Raw genomic sequence first — 20,272 nt, 5'->3', positions numbered from 1 at the left:
AAGTTTAGAGTAGAGGTATTCAATTTTAATGACAAACCAAATACTAAAGTTCTGTAATCGATGTATTACATTTGTTATATTATAATATCGTATTCTTTTTTGAAGAACGTCATTGAATATTAGTATGTCACAAGAAAAATCTTTAAATAATACTCCATTAATTGTTATTACAGGGCCAACAGCGAGTGGTAAAACATCTTTAGCAACTCATTTATCCAGTCAAATTGGTGGAGAAGTAATTAGTGCTGATTCGAGACAGGTATTCAAAGGGATGGATATTGGTACTGGTAAAGACTTGTCAGAATACAAAATCAAAGGAAAAGATATTCCGTATCATCTCATTGATATTTGTGAGCCAGGTGAAGATTTTAATCTTTATTTATTTCAAAAACTTTACGCAGAATCTGTTGATACAATATTAAAAAATAATCATATTCCTATTCTATGTGGAGGAACAGGTTTATATATTGAAGCCGTTACTTTAGATGGTTATGACGAAGTTTGGATTCCAAGGAATGAAGCATTGAGGTCTGAATGGGAAAACCAATCTCTAGAAGATATGCAAAAGTTTTATCTTGAATTGGTACCTAATAAAAAAAAACAATTAGAAGGGATTGGCCATAGAGCCAGATCATTAATGCGAGCTATAGAAATAGAGTATTTTCTGAAATATAAACCCGAAACACATTATAAACCCGTAGAATTTAAGAACCTTCCAACATTTAATTTTGCAATTAATATTGATCGAGACACAAGGTGGTCAAAAATAGAGAGAAGGTTAAATGAGAGGTTAGAAGAAGGGATGATTGATGAGGTGAAATCATTACTTGAGAGAATAGAGTCAGGAAAATTAAAGTCTTATGGTTTAGAGTATCGTCATATTACTGAGTATCTTGAAGGAGAGATCACATATGATGAGATGAGAGAGGTTTTATTGAAATCAATACAACAATTTTCAAAACGTCAAATGACGTGGTTTAGGAGAATGGAGAAAAAAACGAAGATAAATTGGATGCCCGTAGAATGGGAATTAGAAAGGAAAATCGAATTTGTCAAAGCAACTATTAATTCCTCCTCTAAATAATTAAATTATACTATCATTATTAATCACTCATTGTTAACATGCCCATTACTTTTGCACACACGGCATATATATTTCCTTTTAAAAAAATAAAGCAACTTTCTTTTATAGGGTTGTTGCTAGGTAGTATTATTCCAGACTTTGAGCATTTATTTATTTTAGACTTTAGCTCAAAATTTGGCCATACTTTATTAGGGGTTTTCCTATTTGATATACCCGTAGCATTAGCTTTCTATTTTATATGGAAAAAAATATGTTTCCCGGTACTAAAAGAAGTTTTACCATTTGAAATAAATGATAAACCAAAAGCTTTATCAATAAAGTGGGTATTAGTCTCAATTATTATTGGAATTGGATCTCATCTTATTTTAGATGGGGTAAGTGGAACCAATGGTTTCTTTGTGAAAAGACTTCCTATACTTTCCACTGATTTATCGAGGTTCGGCTATAACCATATTAAGCTTTTTATTTTTAATTGGTATACATTCTCAATTCTAGGTACATTCATTGTTTTTATTCAGATTGTAAAATATATATCTAATTGTACCTTAAAAAAGATATATGACCATTTGTATTATTTCTTTTTTATCGAAATGCTTACGATAGCTGAAATGATAGTATTTATAAGAATGTACAATATGACTTTGCCAGATAATTATTTAAAAACAGGAGTGATTGTTTGCGGGTCGTTGATGTATAGTTTAATATTTACATCATTTCATTGGAAATATTTGATCAAAAAATTGAAACTAAAAAAGGAAGCTAAACTAAAAGAACAGAAAATCATGTTGTAATGAATTATAACCTTAATTAACTATATGCCCATTCCTATTGCTCACCCAATGGCAGTCTTGCCATTATTTAGGTATTCTCATTTTCTATCTGTTTCTGCTTTAATTATAGGAAGTATGATACCAGACTTTGAACACTTCTTGGAATTACAAGTAAGTGATAAAGTAGGGCATACAGTATTTGGAATTTTCTTATTTGATATTCCGGCGGGTTTAATGATTTATTATTTGAATTATTGGATCATTCGTCCGGTGTTGACCAATGTAAGCCCAATACGGTTCCATGTGTATTATGAACAAACCCGACATTATTCATTTTTCCAGATATTATTTTCTTTATCTGTAGGTATTGCTACACATTTTTTATTGGATGCAATTACAGGAGAGGAAGGGTATTTTGTCAAAGATTTACCTTACTTATTTACTGAAGTGCAAGTAACCGATACCATAACGATGAATATTCATTTAATAATATGGATAGCTGTTTCAATTTTTGGAGCATTAAATTGTTTATGGTTAATCATTATATCATTTGACTGGAAGAAGACTTATGTTAGGGTGAAAACGAGTTTCTGGTCAATTCAATTCTTTATCGAAGTGACTTTTGGTATTTTCTTGATAAGTACATTCAGGTATTATGTTTTAGGAGACCCAATGATATTATGGAATTGGGGAATTGTGATTGGAGGAGCTAGCTTCTTTTCTTTAAATATCGTTTGCTTTAGATGGTGGCTTGCATTACATGGAAAAATAAAAAAGCCGCACTTTTTAAAGAAGTACGGCTTGTGATTTTGTCTTAGTTAGAAGCTAATTTTGATTTAATTACCAGATCAACTTCAGACCATAATTTACTTTTACCATCTGCACCTTTGTGTAAGTCATAACAGATCTTATTTAATGCGTCGATAGCTCCAATACCATCCCAATTAGCTACATCAATTGCACCTTTTACAAGAACAACATTGTCGCTTGCTTTTGCTGTTAATTCAACATCTTTTGTAATGTTATTCATAGTGATACTTACTAATGCTTTTCCATTAGACACGCTTTTTATAACACCAGAGATGTTTTCAGTAGAAGCTAAAGTACCAAAGAAATACTTCACAATTTTACCGTTTCTGCCTTTATCATTTGTTTCGATTGAGCTTACTGGAATTGAAAACTTTAAGTTATTCAAGATATCGATTGGGTTGCTTACTGAAGCCTCAGCAGGAGTAGCTTCAAATTGCATAAACTTACCACCAACAGGAACTTTATCAGTAGTTTTAAAAGCTGTAAATGCAACTTGAGTGGCCGCTGCATCATAAGAGTAAGAAGCACTTTCTGTAGCTACTTCCTTTTTATTTGAAGTTTCTTCTTTTGATGAGTTTGAAGGTGATGAACAAGCTACCGCTGAAAGTAATAAGATACCGATAAGGCCTTTTGCTAGATTTTTCATTATAAATGAACTTTTATGTTTAGTTATTAAAAGGATTGTCTAATCCTATTGTTTTTTAATTTTCCTACTATAACGCTGCAATTCTATATCACATTCTAATACACCGCCTTTCTCATATATTTTAGAGACTTTTGCTTCAACAGGAGATCTATTAATTAACCTAGATTTTATTTCTAGTGAAGCATCCATATCTAAAAATCCAATTTGCTTACCATTTAATCGCATGATTTTAATAGCGGCATTGTCATATCGATTCAACTCATCGGGAATAAGCATAAGAAGTTCACCTTCTTTTGTTGCTTTTAGAATTGTCTGACGATTTTCTCCTGTATCATCATTAGCATATCTTGTACCAGCAACTTTTGAAGATGTAGGTTCAAGTTTAGTTAGGCAAGAAGGGTCATCAAACCTTCTCATATACCTGTCATATCTGTCCATCTCTAGCTTTTTTTGTGCTTGGATGGCTTTTTTCTTTTTCTTACTTTTTTGATTAAGAATTAAAAAAAATATTAATAATCCGCCAATAACAATTAATGCTAATACAAGAGTCATATTCAGAGTTTAGTTATAGTATTTTTCTCGAAATTAATAGAAACCTTCAGTTCTTAAAAAAATACATGAAACAATTTTGTAAGAATGATTATATTTATGCTTACAATCATGTAATTAATATTAACTCAGATTTTTTTAAATAAAACCAATATGGATAGTATTCAAGAGATCATTTTTTCAATAATTGGAGTTGGAGTTTATTGGTTTCTCTCAAATTTGGGTAAGAAATCAGAGAAAAAGAAACCTCATCAAAATATTACATCACAGAATATTGTTCCTCCAAAGGAAGAAGAATTTGTAGAAAAGGAAGACTATCCCGAAGAGTTTCAGAAACAACCTTCATCAACTCAGGCTCCTGCATCTTTTAAAGATTTATTAAACATATTAATTGATCCAGGTAAAATTCAGGAGCAACAACGTCAATTAAATCCACTAGATCCAGAAAGAGCGGAAGAGGAGTTAAGGGAAGATTTAAGAGATTATAACCCCACAAATGTATCTCCACTAAGAAGAAATAATTCTCCTGTAGATGATGATGATTATAATTGGAAGGATGATTATGTAGTTGATGATATTGAGGAAGAGAGGAAAGAACGAAGAAAGAAGAGAAACGCTAAGCCAAAAAAGAAAAAAGCTAAGAAAGATATTTCAGGACTATTTAAAAGTCCTAATAGAATTAGAGATGCTTTTATTATGAATGAAATTCTTCATAAAAAGTATGATTAATAAAAAAAGCCTGTCGATTAGTGATTTCGACAGGCTTTTTTTGTTATAGCTCTCCAAGTTCTTGATTGAATCCTCCTGATAAAATTGGGAATCTACACCAAGTTTTAGGATCGAGGTTTTTATCATCCAAATGGAATGAAGGAGCATAGCGTTCTCTTTTCCATTGATTTCGACTCCAAAGCCTAAAGAATTTTGTGATCCATGCATTTATAGTTTCTTGAGAAGCCTCTGGGTGATTTGCAGAGAGGAAAAGCTGACATTCTTTTGGAGATTTTTTATCTCTGATTGCTAGCTTTTCAATTTCTTCTAAAATATCATAAGGCATTAAATCTGCTTCGTCGGTTTGTTTAGAATCTTTTGGACGTAATTCTGCAGTAGGTTGCTGTTCATTCACAAACTTAAGAGCAGGAATATTCCATTTGTTGTCAAGTCCATTTGTTTCCATCCAACGTAACCAACTTCTAAGGTAATTTTTGTCGATACCAGCAATAGGACTTAAACCTCCAGAAGTATCACCATCCATTGTTGCATAACCAACGGCAGCTTCTGATCTATTTGAAGTAGATAATAATAAAGCACCATTAATATTAGCTAACATCCATACGGAAGGGGCGCGTACTCTCGCTTGTATATTTTGTAATGTGATATCATCGGTATCCCAACCTAATGATCTGCCAAGCGCATTTTCTATAGCATTCACATACCCTTTAAACATTGGGTTTACATTGACATTATAGAAAGTGGCCCCAACAGCTTTTGCTAATGATTCAGCAGCATTTAAAGTGACATCACCAGAATTTTCAGTCGGCTGATAAGCAGTCGTTAGAATTAGCTCGCAAAGTGCTTCATCTGTATCACATTCCTTTAAAGTAGAGAAGTAACTTAATTTCTTTTTAAACCCATCTATACCAAGGTCTTCAATACCCATTTTAATCATTAAATGAATTAATGTGACAATGGCAGAAGAGTCAGCACCTCCAGAAAGGGATACCACAAATCCTTTAGAGAAACTTTTCCTCATGTAATCAAAAAGTCCTAGAGCAACGGCTCTACCAAATTCTTCCTCTTTGATATTTACAGAGTGCTCCCAACTTTCTTCAACTGGAATATGTTTCTCAGGGACTGTTCTTGGGATTTCGAAAGATGAATTAACGACTGTATGACTTGCTGTACCTGTATTGGAAGTATGACTTTGAATTTGTGCTAAACGAGCTACATCTAAATCAAAAGTGGCAGTTGTTACTTTGTAATTATAAAAGGCAAACCTTTTACTAATAGACAAAAGCTTTCCAGATAGCGCGATCATAACACCTCCATCATAGATTGCCCTGCCAGATTCATTACCTAACAGATTGGCATAAATGTAACCAACGCCATAAGCTCTTGATCCTTCAAGTACAAAACGTTTTCTAACATCTAATTTATCAAAAGCAAAATGACTAGCAGAAGGATTTAGAATGATATCAACACCGTTGGCGTACAAAGATCGACCTGGTCTATTGGCTACCCAGGCATCTTCACAAATTTCAAAACCAATTCTTACGCCTTTTACATCAAATAAGAGATCTCCAAAAGGGAATGAATTTGTTCCTAGTACTGAAGTGAAATGATCATCAAAGGTTATAGTACCACTTTCACCGTCTTTCCAAGGAGTGAACCATCTTGGTTCATAATGTATACCATTCCCCGCAAGATGCTTTTTGGCAACAAACCCAAGGATTTCTTGATCAGCAATTAAAGCAACAGTATTGTATAGTTTATTTTGATGTCTTAAAGGCAACCCCACAGAAACAACTAAATCTTTTGTGTGTGGTAATAATTGACCCAATAGTTTTAATGCTTGCTGCTCTGTATTTGGAGCATAAAAAGCATCTTCACAACCGTAGCCAGTAAGACATAATTCTGGTAAACAAAGGATTGAGACTTTATTCTCCTTAGCGGTATTTATTGCCTCTAATATATTTTGAAAGTTGTTGGTCCAATCCAATGGAGTTTGGTTAAGTTCTGCACCACCAACTTTAATTAAATTCGTCATATTTATCGTTTTGAATGATCTTACAAAAATAATGAATTACACCTGATTTTAATGTGATGCATTACTTTTTAAGATGATTTCTAAAATTTCTTAGATCAAAAAAGGTTCAAGCATCTGATATACTTGAACCTTATCATAAATGAAATGTTTTTCTAACTTAATAAGTAATAACATTGAGTGACTATGAAGCAAACTAAAAAGCCCATAATTACAGGTAGGATAGATGCTACTGTAGTCCACTTGATACTATTTGTTTCTTTGTAAATAGTGTATATGGTTGTACTACAAGGGTTATGGATCAGACTGAATAGCATGACATTGATGGCTGTCAATAAGGTCCATCCGCCTGCAACCAATACATCATGTGTATTTGACATACTGTCTAATTCAAACATAACACCATTGCCTTCTCCATATCCTGTAATTGTTGTTGTCATAACAGTCAACATTAAGATGGTAGGCATCACAATTTCATTGGCAGGGATTGCAAGTATATATGCTAGTAGAATCACCCCGTTTAATCCAATTAACCAACCAAAATAATCGAAAGAATGTATTAGCCATTCTGCGATGGAAACTTCACCAACATTAATATTACATACTAACCAAATCATTGCACCAGCTGGAGCGGCAAATAAACATGCCCTCCAAAGAACGATAAGAGTTCGATCAATAAGTGAGGTATAAATTGTCTGAAGGATTCTTGGCTTACGGTAAGGAGGAAGTTCTAATGTAAATGATGATACTTCTCCCTTTAACATGGTTTTGGATAAAAACATTGATACCAAGAATGTAAGAGTAATTCCTAGTAGTGCTACACCAATAACTGCAGAAGTAGCAACCAATGTTTTATACTGATCAGGTACCATAGCCCCAATAAATATGGTAGCTAATAGTATTTGAGTAGGCCAGCGTCCATTACAAAGTGAAAAGTTATTGGTGATAATGGCAATTAATCGTTCTCTAGGACTATCAATTATTCTTGTAGCAACAACACCTGCTGCATTACACCCAAAACCCATACTCATAGTTAATGCTTGTTTTCCATGAGCCCCAGATTTCCTAAACAACTTATCTAAATTAAAAGCAATTCTAGGTAAGTAACCAAGATCTTCTAAAATTGTAAACATTGGGAAGAAAATAGCCATTGGAGGAAGCATCACTGATATTACCCAAGCGAGACTTAAGAATACACCATCCACCAAGAAACCAGATAACCACCATGGTAATGTAGAAGAGGTAAATTCTCTAATCCAAACATAGACGTTATCTAATAATATAAATGCTAAAAATTGAGAAGGATAGTTTGAGCCTACAATTGTTAACCATAATACGATTGAAAGTACTAGAAACATGATAGGGAAGCCCCATATTGGACTTGTAACAATTCTATCTACTGCTCTATCGAAATTGAATTTCTCCTTTTCGTTTGTTCTGATTACTGTTTTGTCTGCAATGTTTGCTGCATTTGCATATATACTTTCTGACAGTTGATCATGAAAATCTTGCCCAACTTCCCATCTTGTTTCGGCAGCTTCATTTAAAAGATCATCAATACTTTGAGGTTTGTCCATTATTTTATCTGTCATTTATAAATTCGCCATTTTTGATGGCTTTTATAATATCTTGATCTCCATCCAATAATCGAAACGCTATCCATCGGCTATTTGGTAAACCGGGGTAGAGTTGTTCGATTGATTTTTGAATTTTATTGATCTCCTTGTCTATTCTTTTAGGAACATTTTTTATTCTATGTGGCTGACAAATAATTTTACCTTGAGCTACATCGTCTACTGTTCTTAAAAGTTCAGATATACCTACACCTCTAATAGCGGAAGTTTCTACGACTGGAATTCCGAGTTCTTTAGAAAGTGTTCGGGTATCTACTTCAATATTATGTCTTTTTGCTTCATCGATAAGGTTCACACACAATACAGCCTTATCTGTGATTTCTAATATTTGTAAGGTAAGATTTAAATTTCTTTCGAGTCTACCTGCATCAACTACTATGATGGTAACATCTGGTTTTCCGAAAAGTATAAAGTTTCTTGCAATCTCTTCATCTTCTGAAGTAGACATTAAGGAATAAGTACCCGGTAAATCTATAAGTTTATAACTACTGTCATCGTAAACAAATCCACCTTCAGCTCTTCCAACTGTTTTCCCAGGCCAATTACCTGTATGTTGCTTTAAGCCTGTTAAACTATTAAATACAGTACTTTTTCCTGTATTAGGGTTTCCTGCTAAGGCAATGACATAATCACTATTTTCAATTTCAACACCCAATCTTTTTAATCTTCCATTGGGATTCTGTTTGCATGTATCACAAACAGGACTTGTATTATTTTGTGTCATGATCTAATTTTTTAATTAAAATCATATCTGTTTGTTCTTTTCTTAGTGCAATTAAAGTCTCTCTTATCAAGAAAGCTTTAGGGTCTTGCATTGGGCTAACCATTCCAATGCTAATTTTTGTTCCCTTTACAAAACCTAAATCCAATAATCTTCTCCTATTGATGCCTCTACATTCAGAAGATAAGCCAGTGATAATGGCTTTTTCATTAGATTTTAATGCAGTGAGTCTTATAACACCCATAGGAATGTCATCAAGTTGTTCAATAATTACTACCTGAAGATTTTTTGCTTCCTTTTTTGATAGTTTGAGATGTTTCCCTTCAGTATAATAATCGATAGTACCATTGGATTGTTTTTGAACTTTCATGATCGATCCCATGTGTATCTCCTTTTTTATCAGAGATTTATAGATGTCATGTGGCTCATCTTCCATATGGATAATTTTAACGATGGTGCTTGATGTAACTAAATTTAAAGTTTTACCTTTTAGTTTAGGTAAGACACCATCTTTTGTTGGAATAGGATCTCCATGAGGATCAAACTTAGGGAAGCCTAATTCCTTTTCCATATTATCTACCTGTTCATCCGTTAAAAGATGCTCTTTTTTTTCAGCCTTATGATGCCAATTAGATTTAGAAAAGCCCGTTTTTTCGGCTAGATATTTCTCGTAAATCCTATGTTTTCTTATCAGTTTTATTGCTCTCTTTTTTCCTTTTTCTTCAATCTCAAAGTATTCTTTATCCTCTGATATTTCATTGTAGAATAGGAGAGTTGCTATCGCTTTCTCAATCGAATCTTGGGGATAGTCTAGTTTTTCTAAAATATCCTTTTTACAAATAGTTAACTTGTCCTCATTTATTTTGAAGATGATTTTTAAAATATCTTCTTCAATAAACATTTGAGGAGTAGAGTTCCATTTACCTGTTATCCAATTGATAATACTTCTCATTTAGAACTTTCTTAGAAAATTTACGACAGTGTATTCATGCTTTATTACAAAAATAAATATAATTTTTAGGCTTACCTAAAAATGTTTAATGATATACGTCAAATAATACAAAAAAGGCAAGTGATAATATCACTTGCCTTCATATTTACAGGAATTGCAGTTGTTTTTATAAATCAAAAGCTAATCCAATATTAAATCCCCAATAAGATTGAGCATCAAAACCACCAGCTGCTGCTGCGTAATTGTATTTAATATTCGTATGGAAATATGTTGTATTACCAATCGGTACTAATACACCCACTTCAGGAGCAACATTGAAATGCCATTGTTTGCCTACTGAAGCAATTGAACCAATTTGGCTAGTGTATTCATAATGAGCTGCACCAACACCAATTCCTGCATAAGGTCTTACACCACCTTCAAGACCGAAATAATAGTGATAAGTCGCCATTAATGGAAATTGGTCAATATATGAATATTCTTGACCAGAAAGATGACCATCACCATCTGGTAATGGTACCGTCGTATACCCTTTGCTTTGGTAGAATCTTTGATACCCTACAGAGAAGCCTAAACTCATTTGAGGGTTTATAAATTGACGGTATTCAAAAGTACCACCTCGGAAACTGGCATCATTAATAAATGCGTTTGTATTCCCTGAAGGAACTGCCATACTATATGACAGTGAAATGATCTTATCCTGAGCAAATGTAGCACTAGTAGACAATAGTACTATAGATGCTACTAAAGTAAATAATTTTCTCATTGTCTGTTATTAGTTAGATGCTTGAATGTATTCTGATTGTGTAAACATTTGGATGATATTCTTTTCTACTCTTCGAATTTCATCTGCTGTATTTGTTGTGTATCCATTCGTTACACCTTCCCATAGAATAGGGAATTCTACTTCTTCTTCAGCCGGAAGGTTTACAGGTTCATTATCAGCAATCTCAATTAGCACAGTTCCTTTTTGGTATGCGGCAACACCTCTAATTGGATATCCATAACCTGGGTAACCCCAACCTGGGAATCCCCATCCTGGATAACCCCAACCTGGGTAGCCACCCCACCAATCCCACCAAGTGTAGACTGTTGTGGTTGTTACTGAATAACACAACGCAATGATGTCGGGTTTATCATTGCTAGTTTCAGGAATAAAAGTATAGCCTCTGTCTTCTAACTGTTGTCTAGTGGTTTCAAGTACCTTAATGTCAAATTCTGTTGGTTCGTATTCTGTAGTGTCACCTACATGAACTACTTTCCAAGGAATGCCAAAAGTCTTAGCTTCGGCAAATTCATCCACTTTCTCTTTGTCGTAATTAGTGATAACAACGTCATAGTCCGAAACATATTCAGGACCCTGAGGATTACACCCTATCAACAATGCAGTCAGTATAGCCAGCATTGAGATACTTTTTAATCGATAAGTTTTCATTTTGATAGATGGTTTGGTAATCGTTTAATAAAATTAAGTTTCTGATAATGTTTTATACCTTTCAGACATAGAAGGGTTCCAAGGGGACAGTGTTTTTAGTTATAATTAATAGAGATTAAGCTTTTTTGTTTTTTCAGTAAATTGATGGTGTTAAAATTAAATTATTTAAACAGGTTGATAGTATTGTACACAATAAAAAAAATCCACTCTACATAACATGGTATAGAGTGGATTTTTTGAAATATTTTATTGTATACTTATTAAAAATCGACTTCACTTTCTGTAATTGCTTCTTTAAAAATCTTTTGTATTTGTATCAATGCTTTTTCTTTATGTTCTGGTTTGATATGCATTGCGACTGTAACAAATGCAGAAGTTAATGCTGCAAGATCATCAGTAAAACCAATCCCTGGAGCTATATCTGGAATTAAATCAACGGGTAGAATAAAATAACCTAAAGCTCCCATGATGACTAACTTTGAAGCATAGGGTGTATCTTCATCTAGCATCGTATAATAAAGTGTGACGGCATAATAGGTGATTTTTAATCCTGCTTTTCTCGCAAATTTCATCACTTTAGACCAAAAACCTTTATCTGTAAATTTTGAGGAAAATTTTATCAGTTGTTCTCCAGCGAGTTTAGCAATTTCTGTTTTATTCATTATTCATACATTCTAATGTGTATAATAAAAATAACAAAAAAGCCATCATTCTTCAATGATGGCTTAAAAGATTAATGCTTTTTTGATTTATATAATTTAAACCTATTTACTTCTTCATGTCGAGGGAAGTAATTATTGGAGTAATCAATATCTGCAGTTTCTTTATTTGGATCTAGTGTAAAAGAACTTACTTCTTGATCTAAAATAAATACTTTTGATACTACTTGATCACTGTTCTTCCAAATCTCGGCTGGGATATACCTTTTTTCTTTGCTTCCATCTTGATATGTAAACTCAATAATGATAGGCATAACTAAACCTCCAACATTCTCAAAATCTACTTGATAAATGTGCTTATTTTCTTTAATCCAAGCTTTATCATTTTCGTTTAATGAGGCATCGTATTTTTTATATCTTTCTACATCTTCTGTGTTATAGTCATATTCATCATAACTGTTGTAGAAGTCTTTTAACTCTGGTTTTTTCTCCAAACGAGTTGTTAGTCCTTCTTCTTGATTATGAATAGTAGTGATATCTGGAGTTTTCTGATCTCTTTCCGCTTTCAATCTAGCAGATTCAATCTCTGGATTTTTTGTATTCAGTTGATCATAAACAACATTTTTAATACTTATATCACAAGGTTCAATAGTATAGAACCATCCTCTCCAGAACCAATCTAGATCAACCCCCGAAGCATCTTCCATTGTTCTAAAGAAATCAGCAGGAGTAGGGTGTTTAAACATCCATCTATTAGCATAAGTCTTAAATGCGTAATCAAATAATTCTCTACCCATAACAGTTTCTCTAAGAATATTTAAAGCCACTGAAGGTTTAGAATACGCATTCCATCCAAACTGATGAATTGACTCAGAGTTAGTCATAATAGGAGATATGTTGTCGGGGTTACCTTTCATATAATCGACAACAGTTCTTGGAAAACCTTCCATAGATGGATAATTTTCTTCCCACTCTTGTTCTGCAACGAATTGTAGGAAAGAGTTTAAGCCTTCGTCCATCCAAGTCCATTGTCTTTCATCAGAGTTGACAATCATAGGGAAGTAGTTGTGACCTACTTCATGGATAATCACTGAAAGCATTCCATACTTAGTACGTTTCGTATAATGCCCTTCTTTATCAACTCTACCATAATTAAAACAGATCATTGGATACTCCATACCGTTGTTTGCTTCAACAGAAATTGCCACTGGATATGGATAATCAAATGTCATTCTGCTGTAAACATCTAAGGTATGTGCGACTGCTTCAGTAGAATACCTGCTATATAATTCATAAGCTTCTTTAGGGTAATAGGACATTGCCATAACAATTTTATCGCCCATTTCTACTCCCATAGCATCCCAAATAAATTTTCTTGAGGAACCTAATGCAAAGTCTCGAACGTTTTCAGCTTTATAATGCCATGTTGTTGTTCCTTTTACTTTCCCTTTCTTTTTCTCTTTTTTGATGACTTCTTTCTTAGTGACAATTTCGATAGGTTTTTCACTATATTTTGCTTGTTCTAATCTTTCTCTGATTTCTTCAGATAGGATAGTAGAATCTTGTAAAACACCTGTTGCACCAACAATGTGATCAGCAGGAGCTGTGAATTTTACATCGTAATCACCAAAAGTTAAAGCGAACTCACCATTACCCAAAAATTGTTTGTTTTGCCATCCATTTACATCATCATAAACAGCCATTCTTGGAAACCACTGAGTGATGGTATAAAGAGTGTTGCCATCAGCAAAAGTTTCGTAACCACCACGGCCACCCATCAGTTTTCTATCATTAATATTATAGTACCATTTGATATTGAAAACGATATTTTCATTTGACTTCAATACTTGAGGTAAATCAATACGCATCATTGTCTGATTGATAGTGTAGGGAAGTGGTTGCCCATTTTGGTCTGTTACTTCTTGTATTTTATGGCCACCATCATAGTCAGGATACCCATCTATTCTTGCAAAATCTTTCGGGCTTGCAGTTTCTTTAATTTTATTTTGAGAGATCTTATAAGTATTAGAATTAGTAGCTCTCATATTCTGATCCAGTTGTACCCAAAGGTACTTTATTGGACTCGGTGAATTATTAAAATAAGTAATGGTCTCTTCACCATGTAACTGATTCTTAGCTTCATCAAGTGATGCTTCAATTACATAATCGGCTTTCTGTTGCCAATATTTATGCCCCGGAGCACCTGATCCTGTTCTGTATGAATTAGGGTTGGGAAGTTCTTCGTCTAATTGTTTAAACTTATTGTTATTATAGCTCTCCTTTTGCCCATAAACTAAAAGAGAACCTAGCGATAAGATTAATATAAGAGGGAGTTGAAATCTCATTGGTTATAAAATAAAAATCGACCTACAAAGTGAAATGTAGGTCGATAGTTTAATATTGAAAAAGAATTACTTTTTGTTCTTCTTTGCTTTTTGCATTGGATTAAGACGTCCGCTGTCATAAGTTCTTGGTTGGTTAGCACCAGACTTATACAATTGGAATCTACTTACTTCAGGCTTACGCGGGAAGTAGTTGTTGTCTGTATCGATATCGGCTGTTTCTCTATTTGGATCTAGTACAAACTGAGTAACCTCTTTTTCACATACAAATACTTTAGAAACCACTTTGTCATCTTTTCTCCAGATTTCAGCAGGAATGTACTTTTTATCTGATGAACCATCTGCATATTGTAGTTCAATGATAATTGGCATTGGTAAACCACCAACGTTTTCAAAGTCTACTTGATAAACAAAATGTTTCTTCGCTAACCATGCTTTATCCGCTTCGTTAAGACCAGCTTTGTATTTCTTGTAGTTTTCATAATCTTCCAGATCAGCATCTAGAGGATCATAGCTATTGTAGAAATCTTTTAATTCAGGTCTTTCGTCCACACGAGTCACCAATTTAGCTTCTTCGTTGTGGATCGTTGTGATATCCTTCGGTTGAGCATCTCTTTCTGCTTTTCTTTTCGCTACTTCAACTTTAGGGTTTTGAGTATCTAATTCCTCAACAGTAACCTCTTTAATAGAGATATCTACAGGCTCAGTAGTAAAGAACCAACCTCTCCAGAACCAATCTAAGTCTACTGCAGAAGCATCTTCCATTGTTCTGTAGAAATCTGCTGGTTTAGGGTGCTTGAAAGCCCATCTTTGAGCATACTCTTTAAAAGCGTAATCAAAAAGCTCTCTACCCATAATTGTTTCTCTTAAGATATTAAGAGCTGTAGCAGGTTTTCCGTAGGCATTATTACCAAATTGTTTTAATGACTCAGAGTTTGTCATAATAGGAACAATATTGTTTTGCTCACCTTTCATGTAGTTAACAATATTTTCAGCTGGTCCTCTTCTAGAAGGATAACCATCTTCCCATTCTTGTTCAGCTAAATATTGGCAGAAAGTATTTAAACCTTCATCCATCCAAGTCCACTGACGTTCGTCAGAGTTGACAATCATAGGGAAGAAGTTGTGACCTACCTCATGAATAATTACTGAAATCATTCCGTACTTAATACGAGGAGAGTAAGTTCCATCTTTTTCTGGACGACCATAGTTGAAACAGATCATAGGATATTCCATACCGTTTGATGCTTCTACAGAAATAGCAACAGGGTAAGGGTAATCGATTGTATACTTAGAATACACTTCTAAAGTATGAGCAACTGCTTCAGTAGAATATTGTCCATACAAAGGATTTGCTTCTTTCGGGTAGTATGACATTGCCATTACTGTTTTGCCATTGATGTCAACACCCATAGCATCCCAAATGAATTTACGTGATGAACCAAAAGCAAAATCTCTTACATTATCAGCTTTATAATGCCAAGTTTTAGTATCCGTTGCTTTAGATTTTTCCTTTTTTGTCGCTTCCTTTTGAGAAACGATAACTACTGGTGTTTCAGAAGTTTTTGCTTTCTCAAATAAATCAATCTGCTCTGAAGTTAAAACATCTTTAGGGTTTTGTAATTCACCAGTTGATGCAACAATATGGTCAGATGGTACTGTGATTTTTACATCATAGTCGCCAAAAGTTAAAGCAAACTCACCATTACCTAAGAATTGTTTGTTTTGCCAACCGTTAAAGTCATCATAAACAGCCATTCTTGGGAACCACTGTGTGATAGTGAAAATTGTATTGCCATCTTCCGCAAATGTTTCATAGCCACCACGGCCACCCATTAATAGACGGTCATTGATGTTGTAATACCAATCAATGTTAAATGTAAACGTTTCACCCTTCTTTAATTCTTTAGGAAGGTCAATACGCATCATTGTTTTATTGATTGTGTATTTTAGAGCGTTACCGTCAGCATCAGTTACTTTTTGAATCTTATGGCCACCATCATATTCTGGAAAGCCATCGATTGCTGCTAACTGATTGATATTTGTTTTTTCACCAATGTGATTCTGACGAATTTTGTAAGTGTCAGAATCAGTAGCTCTCATATTTTGATCTAATTGGATCCATAAATATGTAAGAACTTCAGGCGAATTGTTGTAATAAGTGACAGTTTCAGAACCAGTTAATCTTTTTTTGTCCTCGTCAATTGTCGCTTCGATAACATAATCTGCTTGCTGCTGCCAGTATTCTGGGCCTGGGGCACCGGCTCCCGTTCTGTAAACATTAGGCGTAGGAAGTTCTTCGTCTAACTGTTTGAATTTGTTGTTGTTATAGAATTCTTTCTGTCCAAAGCTGTAAGATGTACATGCTAATGTTATGAACAGAGAAGCTACCAATTTGATAGTCTTTGTCATAGAGGTGGAAGTTGCTAATTAAATGAACTTTATGTTTAAAAAATCGGATAATGGAGATTGTATTCAACAATACCGATTAATGGTAGTATTAGAAATTTTTCTCTAAATAAGATGAGATGGTTTCCAACGTCTCGCAATTTGATAAAAAATATCCTATTTTTTTAATCTTTTAATAAGAAAAATTAATTATCTGAGTTATTTATCCAATGATAAGATTTTAGTAAACTGTTGTATACATTCACTTAAATTCTTCTTCGTATTTTTTATCGCAGTATCAATAGAAGTAAACTCATTATTTATTGAAAAAATACAATAAAATGGATTCTTTGGGTCGTTGGAATTAATATCACTACTCCCAACAAATGCGATGACAGGTTTATTATATTTATTTCCTAGTTGAGCGATTTGATAGGGTAATTTTCCTTCCAATGATTGTTGATCAAACTTTCCCTCTGTTGTAATAATTAAATCACTCTTTTCAATAGAATCATGAATATTTAGAAGTTCCATCACAAACTCACTACCGTTCATAATATGAGCGTTTAGAAAAGAATAAAAACCTGCGGCTGTTCCTCCAGCAGCACCACCACCTTCTAATTGAATAACCTCTTTATTTAACATTTTCTCTGTGAGAAGTCCTATATGATGAATATTACTTTCTAAAAGTTCTACTTCAGATTCGGTGGCTCCTTTCTGTGGGGCAAATACATGAGAACAACCATTTTTACCAACTAATGTGTTTTTTACATCCACAGCAAGATAAAAATCTATACCTCCAATTAATTCTATTAGATCAGTATCATCAAACTTTTCAATAAGATGTAAATTTCCTCCTTTAGGAATAATCTTTTGGTTATCGAATGTATAACACTTCAAACCTAACTGATATAATGCACCTAGACCAAAATCAGTGGATGCACTACCACCTAAACCAATAATTATCTCTTTGCAACCAGATGAAATAGCATGTTTAATCGCCATACCAAGACCTTCGGTATTTGCTTCTAATGCATTAATAGGACTAGGAGTAATTGTTGCAATACCACATAATGATGCTAAACTCATCACAGCAGTTGCGTTATTTATCCGATAATACCCAGATTGAAATGGCCTACCAATAGGATCTACTGATAGAACATTGATCCAATCTGCATTCTTTTCTTTTGCAATGACGTGTTCAAATCCATCACCACCATCGGCTAATGGTTTCATTATTATCTCATCATCAGGTCGATGAATTGACCAATTCTTCTTGATTACTTGGGCAACGTCAAATGCAGAAAGGCTACCTTTGAATGCATTTGGGGCTACTAATATTTTCATTTTATTGTTTTAGAGAATACATATTGCCAGGTTTCATTTTTACCATACCCTTTAATTCAAGCTGTAAAAGAGTACCGGCAATTTTAGGAAGCGGAGTTTCTGATTGAATAGCAATTTCCTCAATATGAAATTCGCTTTTTTGAAGTAATGATACAACAGTTTTTTCTTCATCACTAAGATTTTGAGTGTCGAAGAGTTTAGTTTGGCGAGTAGGAGCACTCGAAGTTAGATCCCAATTCATTTTAGTAATCACATCCTTTATTTCGGAATATAAATGAGCCTTCTGGTATTTGATCAAGTTATTACAGCCTTCTGCTAAAGGATCATTAATTAACCCCGGAACTGCAAAAACATCTTTATGATAGCTATTACCGATATCTGCCGTAATTAAAGCACCTCCTTTCTTTTTTGCTTGTACAACAATGATAACATCGGCAAGACCTGCAATGATTCTATTTCTAGCAGGGAATTTTGGGCCATCAGGCTCTGCGTCCATCAAGTTTTCTGTAATTAACCCACTTTTTGGATCTTCAATCATTTCTTGAGCAGTTTTTTTATGAATTGCTGGATAGACCTTGCTTAAGCCATTAGCCATAATTCCTACTGTGCCCAATTGATTTTGTAATGCAGCTCTATGTGCATAAATATCTATGCCATACGCTAATCCACTAACAATGCATAAGTCCTTAAATTGAGATAAGTCGGAAATAATTTTCTCCGTTACTAGTTTACCATACTGATTGGCTCCTCTAGAACCTACAATTGCAACGGTTTTCTTAGAGTGTAAACTTTTAGCTTGACCTTTTAAATACAACAAATAGGGGGCATCTTTTTGGAGTTTTAATCTAACAGGAAATTCCTTATCTGTGTATGTAAGTATTTTTACATTGGAAGCCTCAATCTTTTTTACTTCATTTTCGATTTTTACTAACTGAGACCTGTATTTATCAATAACTTGAAGTGTATGAACTCCAATACCATTGATTTTATGGAGCGTATTTTTTTTTGCTTTAAAAACTTCTTCTGCAGAACCTAAATGACTTATTAATAGTTTGCAAGTTGCACCTCCAATACCTGGAATATTATTTAGCCAAAGTTCATAGAACTTATCTTGAGTAATTGTCATGTTTTGAGCTTGTGATTCGTTAAGTATATTTATTTTGCTCAATTTAATAAAAATGACTAAAAATCAAGAGTGTATTGATAATAAAATAAACATAAAGGGTGACGGTAATAAAAAAAAGGCCTAAATACTGATGATAAATATTTAGGCGTTTTTTGAATATAAGCAACAAGTTAATCTTGTTGTTTTTTTCTATCTTCTTCTACATTACAAGTTAATTCAATAAAATCTTCTACAGTTAATGCTTCGGCTCTTTTATTGAAAATCTCATTTTTAAGAAGTTCAGGAGATAACCCCATAGGTTTCATTGCGTTTCTTAAAGTCTTTCTACGAGTAGAAAAAGCTTGTTTAACTACTTTGAAAAAGAGTTCTTCTGAACATGGAAGTTGCTTTCTATCGTTTCTCCTTAAAGAAATGACAGCAGAATCTACTTTTGGAGGAGGATTAAAAACGGTTGGAGGTACAGTAAATAAATAATCTACATCATAGAAAGCTTGTACAAGAATTGTCAATATTCCTGCAGTTCTACCACCTGTTTTACATGCAATCCTATCAGCTACTTCTTTTTGGATCATTCCAACACATTCAGTGATTTGATCCTTATGAGCAAGGATCTTAAAATAAATTTGTGTTGAGATATTATAAGGGAAGTTACCAATTAAACCAACGGGATGTGGTGCAATTTTATCGAAGTCAAGTTTTAAGAAGTCACCTTCAATAACTTGTTCTTGAGGCATTCCCACAACATCTTTAAGGTAATGTACAGATTCAGTATCAATTTCAATGACTGTTGTTTTGTACTCCTCTTTTTTCAATAATCTCGTTGTGAGTACACCAGTACCTGGACCGATCTCATAGATTTCATTATACCCACCATAAGAAGACATTGCGTCTACAATGTCTTGTGCAATTTGCATGTCTTCTAGGAAATGCTGTCCTAAATGTTTTTTAGGTTTGACGTAAGCCATATATTCAAGAACCCTTTTTTATTAGTGAAGGATGATTTTTTTACAAAGGAGTGGGATTTATATCTAGAAAACAAATACTATAA

At 33.7% G+C, this 20,272-nt stretch carries 18 protein-coding genes; 4 read left to right on the top strand and 14 right to left on the bottom strand.

Going from position 1 to position 20,272, the window contains the following annotated elements; all coding sequences use genetic code 11:
- The first annotated feature begins 124 nt into the window (after nt 1-124).
- The 3 genes from miaA to HGP29_RS15170 are packed head-to-tail and all read left to right on the top strand — an operon-like array spanning nt 125 to nt 2,661.
- The gene (miaA, locus tag HGP29_RS15180; RefSeq protein WP_168883268.1) at nt 125-1,084 is read left to right on the top strand and encodes a tRNA (adenosine(37)-N6)-dimethylallyltransferase MiaA; all 960 of its coding nucleotides are present in this window, start codon (nt 125-127) and stop codon (nt 1,082-1,084) included.
- Between the two features lie 38 nt (nt 1,085-1,122).
- Nucleotides 1,123-1,875, top strand: coding sequence for a DUF4184 family protein (locus HGP29_RS15175; RefSeq protein WP_168883267.1), 753 nt, complete (start codon nt 1,123-1,125; stop codon nt 1,873-1,875).
- Nucleotides 1,876-1,899: 24 nt separating this feature from the next.
- The gene (locus HGP29_RS15170; protein ID WP_168883266.1) at nt 1,900-2,661 is read left to right on the top strand and encodes a DUF4184 family protein; all 762 of its coding nucleotides are present in this window, start codon (nt 1,900-1,902) and stop codon (nt 2,659-2,661) included.
- A 7-nt stretch (nt 2,662-2,668) separates the two neighbouring features.
- Here HGP29_RS15170 and HGP29_RS15165 read toward each other — a convergent pair whose 3' ends face one another.
- Complete coding sequence (locus HGP29_RS15165) at nt 2,669-3,310, bottom strand: YceI family protein (protein WP_168883265.1); 642 nt, start codon at nt 3,308-3,310, stop codon at nt 2,669-2,671.
- Nucleotides 3,311-3,355: 45 nt separating this feature from the next.
- The gene (locus tag HGP29_RS15160) at nt 3,356-3,862 is read right to left on the bottom strand and encodes an HIRAN domain-containing protein (RefSeq protein ID WP_168883264.1); all 507 of its coding nucleotides are present in this window, start codon (nt 3,860-3,862) and stop codon (nt 3,356-3,358) included.
- A 150-nt stretch (nt 3,863-4,012) separates the two neighbouring features.
- Here HGP29_RS15160 and HGP29_RS15155 point away from each other — a divergent pair, with 150 nt between their 5' ends.
- The gene (locus tag HGP29_RS15155; protein WP_168883263.1) at nt 4,013-4,588 is read left to right on the top strand and encodes a hypothetical protein; all 576 of its coding nucleotides are present in this window, start codon (nt 4,013-4,015) and stop codon (nt 4,586-4,588) included.
- A gap of 43 nt (nt 4,589-4,631) precedes the next feature.
- Here the strand turns inward: HGP29_RS15155 and nadE are convergent, their stop codons facing one another.
- The 12 genes from nadE to rsmA form a co-directional block, all read right to left on the bottom strand.
- Nucleotides 4,632-6,623: an NAD(+) synthase gene (gene nadE / locus HGP29_RS15150; protein ID WP_168883262.1), complete on the bottom strand. Its 1,992-nt coding sequence runs from the start codon at nt 6,621-6,623 to the stop codon at nt 4,632-4,634.
- 152 nt (nt 6,624-6,775) lie between these two features.
- Complete coding sequence (locus HGP29_RS15145; protein ID WP_211093303.1) at nt 6,776-8,212, bottom strand: ferrous iron transporter B; 1,437 nt, start codon at nt 8,210-8,212, stop codon at nt 6,776-6,778.
- Nucleotides 8,202-8,978: a FeoB small GTPase domain-containing protein gene (locus tag HGP29_RS28745; RefSeq protein ID WP_211093302.1), complete on the bottom strand. Its 777-nt coding sequence runs from the start codon at nt 8,976-8,978 to the stop codon at nt 8,202-8,204. The genes HGP29_RS15145 and HGP29_RS28745 overlap by 11 nt, the downstream gene beginning before the upstream one ends.
- Nucleotides 8,965-9,927: a metal-dependent transcriptional regulator gene (locus HGP29_RS15140; protein WP_168883261.1), complete on the bottom strand. Its 963-nt coding sequence runs from the start codon at nt 9,925-9,927 to the stop codon at nt 8,965-8,967. The genes HGP29_RS28745 and HGP29_RS15140 overlap by 14 nt, the downstream gene beginning before the upstream one ends.
- Before the next feature lie 166 nt (nt 9,928-10,093).
- A complete protein-coding gene (locus tag HGP29_RS15135; RefSeq protein WP_168883260.1) occupies nt 10,094-10,693 on the bottom strand; it encodes an OmpW family outer membrane protein in 600 nt (199 codons plus the stop codon).
- 9 nt (nt 10,694-10,702) lie between these two features.
- Entirely contained in the window at nt 10,703-11,362 is a 660-nt protein-coding gene (locus HGP29_RS15130; protein ID WP_168883259.1) for a DUF4136 domain-containing protein, read from the bottom strand.
- Nucleotides 11,363-11,622: 260 nt separating this feature from the next.
- On the bottom strand, nt 11,623-12,024 hold the full coding sequence (locus HGP29_RS15125) for a YkvA family protein (RefSeq protein WP_168883258.1): 402 nt from the start codon (nt 12,022-12,024) through the stop codon (nt 11,623-11,625).
- Between the two features lie 71 nt (nt 12,025-12,095).
- Nucleotides 12,096-14,366 carry a M1 family metallopeptidase gene (locus tag HGP29_RS15120; protein ID WP_168883257.1) on the bottom strand — a complete coding sequence of 757 codons (2,271 nt, stop codon included), beginning with the start codon at nt 14,364-14,366 and terminating at the stop codon, nt 12,096-12,098.
- Nucleotides 14,367-14,432: 66 nt separating this feature from the next.
- Nucleotides 14,433-16,775 (bottom strand): M1 family metallopeptidase, encoded by a 2,343-nt coding sequence (locus HGP29_RS15115; protein ID WP_168883256.1) that lies wholly within the window; start codon nt 16,773-16,775, stop codon nt 14,433-14,435.
- A 195-nt stretch (nt 16,776-16,970) separates the two neighbouring features.
- The gene (locus tag HGP29_RS15110; protein ID WP_168883255.1) at nt 16,971-18,098 is read right to left on the bottom strand and encodes a glycerate kinase; all 1,128 of its coding nucleotides are present in this window, start codon (nt 18,096-18,098) and stop codon (nt 16,971-16,973) included.
- Nucleotide 18,099: 1 nt separating this feature from the next.
- Entirely contained in the window at nt 18,100-19,224 is a 1,125-nt protein-coding gene (dprA, locus tag HGP29_RS15105) for a DNA-processing protein DprA (RefSeq protein WP_168883254.1), read from the bottom strand.
- A gap of 170 nt (nt 19,225-19,394) precedes the next feature.
- Nucleotides 19,395-20,189: a 16S rRNA (adenine(1518)-N(6)/adenine(1519)-N(6))-dimethyltransferase RsmA gene (gene rsmA, locus HGP29_RS15100; protein WP_168883253.1), complete on the bottom strand. Its 795-nt coding sequence runs from the start codon at nt 20,187-20,189 to the stop codon at nt 19,395-19,397.
- Between the last annotated feature and the right edge of the window lie 83 nt (nt 20,190-20,272).

Source organism: Flammeovirga agarivorans (assembly GCF_012641475.1).
GTDB lineage: Bacteria > Bacteroidota > Bacteroidia > Cytophagales > Flammeovirgaceae > Flammeovirga > Flammeovirga agarivorans.
The sequence above is the reverse complement of the archived record's forward strand: the minus strand, read 5'-3'. Positions and strand labels throughout refer to the sequence as shown.